The organism is Streptomyces sp. CBMA123 (assembly GCF_014596465.1).
In the GTDB taxonomy this organism is placed as follows: Bacteria; Actinomycetota; Actinomycetes; order Streptomycetales; family Streptomycetaceae; genus Kitasatospora.
Genome location: NZ_MECK01000363.1, coordinates 1 through 4,119 on the forward strand (window position 1 = coordinate 1; position 4,119 = coordinate 4,119).

General features: G+C 75.4%; 4 protein-coding genes and 1 pseudogene. 2 read left to right on the forward strand and 3 right to left on the reverse strand.

All coding sequences use genetic code 11. The features are described 5' to 3' along the window. The first annotated feature begins 118 nt into the window (after nucleotides 1-118). Nucleotides 119-1,216, forward strand: a complete 1,098-nt coding sequence (locus BG452_RS30610) for a mechanosensitive ion channel family protein (RefSeq protein ID WP_188307605.1) — start codon at nucleotides 119-121, stop codon at nucleotides 1,214-1,216. Between the two features lie 123 nt (nucleotides 1,217-1,339). After that, nucleotides 1,340-2,173 carry a hypothetical protein gene (locus tag BG452_RS30615; RefSeq protein WP_188307606.1) on the forward strand — a complete coding sequence of 278 codons (834 nt, stop codon included), beginning with the start codon at nucleotides 1,340-1,342 and terminating at the stop codon, nucleotides 2,171-2,173. Here BG452_RS30615 and BG452_RS30620 read toward each other — a convergent pair. From BG452_RS30620 to BG452_RS30630, 3 genes and pseudogenes are all read right to left on the reverse strand, one after another. Then, nucleotides 2,160-3,026 (reverse strand): NAD-dependent protein deacetylase, encoded by an 867-nt coding sequence (locus tag BG452_RS30620; protein WP_188307607.1) that lies wholly within the window; start codon nucleotides 3,024-3,026, stop codon nucleotides 2,160-2,162. The two genes, BG452_RS30615 and BG452_RS30620, sit on opposite strands and share 14 nt — an antisense overlap. Before the next feature lie 35 nt (nucleotides 3,027-3,061). Beyond that, nucleotides 3,062-3,793 (reverse strand): annotated as a pseudogene (locus BG452_RS30625) (carboxylesterase family protein); the annotation flags it as partial. 56 nt (nucleotides 3,794-3,849) lie between these two features. Further along, on the reverse strand, nucleotides 3,850-4,119 hold a 270-nt coding region (locus tag BG452_RS30630), incomplete at its 5' end, for a hypothetical protein (protein ID WP_223242959.1).

Consider the following 4,119-nt stretch of genomic DNA (forward strand, 5'->3'; position numbering starts at 1 on the left):
ACCGGCCCCCGAACCGGCCACCCCGCACCCGGGCCACCCCCACCCGGTCGAGCCGCCCGACTAGGGCCCGGACCACAGGAGCCCCCCGAACCCCGAAGCGGAAAGGAGACGGCAGGACATGTGGTGGAGCCTGCTCCGCCTCGCCGTCGTCGGCGTCGCGGCCGCCCTGCTCACCTTCGGCCTCGACCGGGCCGTACAGCTGGTGGCCCGGCGGCTGTCGGCCCCGTGGGGCGCCGGCGGCGTCCCGGACGTGCTGCGCCGGTGCCGCCACCCGGTGCTGGCGCTGACCGCCTGCCTGCTGCTCTCCGCCGCCCAGCCGTGGATCGCCGCCCCGCCCGCCGTCCGCGACGGGCTGCGGCACCTCGCGGTGATCCTGGCGATCACCGCCGGCGGCTGGCTCTGCGGCCGGCTGGTGGCGGTCCTGGTGGACGGCGCCGCCCGGCTGGCCGTGTACCGCCGGGAGCCGGCCTGGGCGGGCCGGGCCCGTACCCAGGCCAGTCTGCTCGGCCGGATCTGCCAGGCGGTGGTGGCCCTGGTGACGCTGGGCGCGGTGCTGATGACCTTCCCGGCGGTGCGCGGGGTCGGCACCAGCCTGCTGGCCTCCGCCGGGCTGGTCGGCGTGGTGGCGGGTGTGGCGGCGCAGAGCACCCTCGCCAATGTCTTCGCCGGGGTGCAGCTGGCCTTCGGGGACCTCGCCCGGATCGGCGACGTCGTGGTGGTGGCCGGTGAGTGGGGGACAGTCGAGGAGATCACCCTGACGGCCGTGGTGATAGAGACCTGGGACCAGCGGCGGCTGATGATGCCGATGTCCTACTTCGTCGGTCGCCCGTTCGAGAACTGGTCCCGCCGCTCCAGCCGGATCACCGGCACCGCGCTGCTCCACCTCGACCACCACGCGCCGGTCGGGCTGCTGCGCGGGGAGTTCGAGGACTACCTGGCCAAGAGCGAGCTGTGGGACGGCCAGGGCAGCGCCCTCCAGGTGGTCGACACCACCCCCACCACCATCGTGGTCCGGGTGCTGGCCACGGCGGCCGACGGCAGCGACGCCTTCGAACTCCGCTGCCGGCTGCGCGAGCACCTCATCGGGTACCTGCGCGACCAGCACCCGTACGCGCTGCCGCGCATCCCCGTGGCGGAGGCGCCCACCCGGCGCCCGGACGGCCGGGAGCACCCCCGTGTGCCCCGACCGCCCCGGGGCCGCCGCACCCCGCCGTAGCCACCCGTAGGCCAGGTCGCGGGCAGGTCGAGGCCAGGGCGCGGGCAGGTCTGGTCAGGGGCGCGACAGGTCGCGACCCGGCGCGCAGTAGGCTGAGCTGCTCAGATGATCTTCAGGAGAGCCATGACCGCCGCCCGCCCCCGCGTCCTGTTCGTCACCGACCTCGCCTACCAGGCCCGGGGGCGGCGCTACTGCGACGAGGACATCCAGCTCTCCGCCCGCCTGCGCGAGGACTTCGACGTCGCCCTGTGCCACCCGCTGGACGCGGCCCGGCTGCTGGACGCCTTCGACGTGGTCCTCGTCCGCAACAGCGGCCCGGTGCTCAACTACCGCGCCGAGTACGAGGAGTTCCGCAGCCGGGCACTGGAGCGCGGCGCCCGGGTGTACACCCAGCTGACCGGGCGCGCCGACATGGCCGGCAAGCAGTACCTGCTCGACCTCACCGCCGCCGGGTACCCCGTCATCCCCACCGTCGACCGCGCCGAGGACCTCGGCCGGCTGCCCGTGGTGCCCGAGTACGTCGTCAAGCCGAAGCTCGGCGCCGACTCCATCGGCCTGCGGATCGTCCCCCGCGAGCAGCTCGACACCGTCGCGTACGACGAGGACGTCCTCGTCCAGCCACTGATCCGGTTCGCCTACGAGGTCTCCTTCTACTTCGTCGACGACGCCTTCCAGTACGCCCTGCACGCCCCCGACCCCGACCGGCGCTGGCGCCTCGAACCGTACGAACCCAGCGCCGCCGACCTGGAGTTCGCCCGGCGCTTCATCGCCTGGAACACCGTCGAGCACGGCATCCAGCGGGTGGACGCCTGCCGCACCCCCGAGGGCGGACTCCTGCTGGTCGAGCTGGAGGACCTCAACCCCTACCTCTCCCTCGACCTGGTCGACCAGGCCACCCGGGACCGGTTCACCGCCGCCCTCAAGGCCTCCCTGCACACCCTCGCTACGAAGCCCTGACCAGCCGGGCCGCCTCCGTCAGCACCGCGCCCAGCGGCAGGCCGACCCTCGCGGCGGCCAGCTCGTCCGCGCGGGTCGCGCCCTGGTTGACGATCACCACCGGCGTGCCCGCGCGGGCGGCCCGGCGGACGAAGCGCAGCCCCGACATGACCGTGAGCGAGGAGCCCAGCACCACCAACGCCTGGGCCGCGTCCACGAGTTCGAAGCAGCGCCGGACCCGCGGCTCGGGCACGCTCTCACCGAAGAAGACCACGTCCGGCTTGAGCACTCCCCCGCACACGGCGCAGGGGGCGACCCGGAAGGCGGCCACCAGCTCCGGCGCCAACTCGGCGTCGCCGTCCGGGTTGGCCCGCGCCGGGCCGTCCCGGAAGCCGGCGTTCAACTCCTCCAGCCGCCGGTCCAGCTCCACCCGTGAGCCGGTCCGGCGGCACCCCAGGCACACCACCCGGTGCAGCCCGCCGTGCAGTTCCACCGCCGTCCGGGTGCCGGCCGCGCGGTGCAGGCCGTCCACGTTCTGGGTGATCACCGCCGACACGTGCCCCGAGCGCCGCAGCCGCTCCACCGCCCGGTGCCCGGCGTTGGGCTCGGCCCCGGCGATCGCCGGCCACCCGGCGTGGCTGCGCGCCCAGTACCGCTGCCGGGCCGTCGCGCTCCCGGTGAACTCCTGGAAGGTCATCGGCGCCCCGCGCCGCCTGCTGCCCGTCTCACCCCGGTAGTCCGGGATGCCGGACTCGGTCGACAGCCCGGCCCCGCTGAGCACCGCCACCCCCCGCCCGGCCAGCAGCCGCACCAGCACCGCCAGGCCGGCCGCATCGGCCGCCGTACCGCCGGGAGTCGTCAGGGGCACACCCATGCCGTCCAGCTTAGGACGCGGCGGCGGGCGGGTGCTCAGCCGCCGAGGGGCTCCGCCACCGGGTGCTCGGGGTCGTACGCGGCCCAGCCCGGGCTGCCGGTCCGGGCGAAGGCCGTCCAGGCACCGTGCACCCGGGCCGCGAGCCCGGCCAGGGCCGGGTCCGGGCCGAGCAGGCCGTCGTACCCGTGCAGCCAGGGCTCGTCGGCGAGGTCGAACACGAAGGGCAGTTCCACGGTGTGGGCCGCGCCGAGGCGCCCGTCCAGGGCCGTCGAGCGGTACCCGAAGGAGTAGCGGTGGGTGCGGCCGCCCGAGATCCGGGCGTGGGCCCTTGCGAGGCGCGTCGTCCCGGCCTCGAACAGGGCGTGCGCGAGCACGGCGGAGCCCAGTTCGCCCGGGGTGGCGTGCGGCCGTGCCGCGCGCAGGGCGGCGAGGGCGTCCGCGGGCTGGACCGGCAGGACCAGGCCGAGCGGGCTGAGCCCGGCCAGCGGGTCCGTGGCGGTGTCGGTGCGCAGGCCGAGTCCGGTCAGCGCGGGCAGCACGGGCAGGAAGCGCTCGTCCGGGACCGCGGCGAACCCCTCCGCGGTGGGTCCGACGCCCGGCTCGGCGGCCGCGGCGGTGGTGACCCGCCGCGCCTGCTCCGGGGTGAACGCGCCGGTGCCGCTGCCGCTCTGGACGATCGCCCGCCGGAACAGTCCGCGGGCCTCCGGCGTCGCGAGCAGCGCGCAGGTGAGCGTGGCGCCCGCGGACTGCCCGAAGACGGTGACGTTCCACAAGACTGATGCATCATGCTCGATCGTGCTTATAATCGGCCCGCTTCGCTCATCTATGAGCATTCGCCGAGGAGGTCGCGATCGCCACGGACCGCATCACGCTGGCCGGCGCCCGGCTCGTCCTGCCCGGCGGCGTCGTCGAGGGCTTCCGCCTCGCCGTCGAAGGGTCCCGGATCGCGGCCATCGCCTCCGGCGCCAACGGCGTCAACGGCGTCAACGGCACGAGCGGCGGGGAGACCGAGCCCGGCGACCTCGACCTGACCGGCCACACCGTCGTCCCCGGCTTCGTGGACCTGCACGTCCACGGCGGCGGCGGCGCCTCC

What these genes read in the sequence shown, in the direction of transcription:
- BG452_RS30610 (WP_188307605.1), top strand. Translation starts at nt 119, where the DNA reads ATGTGGTGGAGCCTGCTCCGCCTCGCCGTCGTCGGCGTCGCGGCCGCC.
- BG452_RS30615 (WP_188307606.1), top strand. Translation starts at nt 1,340, where the DNA reads ATGACCGCCGCCCGCCCCCGCGTCCTGTTCGTCACCGACCTCGCCTAC.
- BG452_RS30620 (WP_188307607.1), bottom strand. Translation starts at nt 3,026, where the DNA reads ATGGGTGTGCCCCTGACGACTCCCGGCGGTACGGCGGCCGATGCGGCC.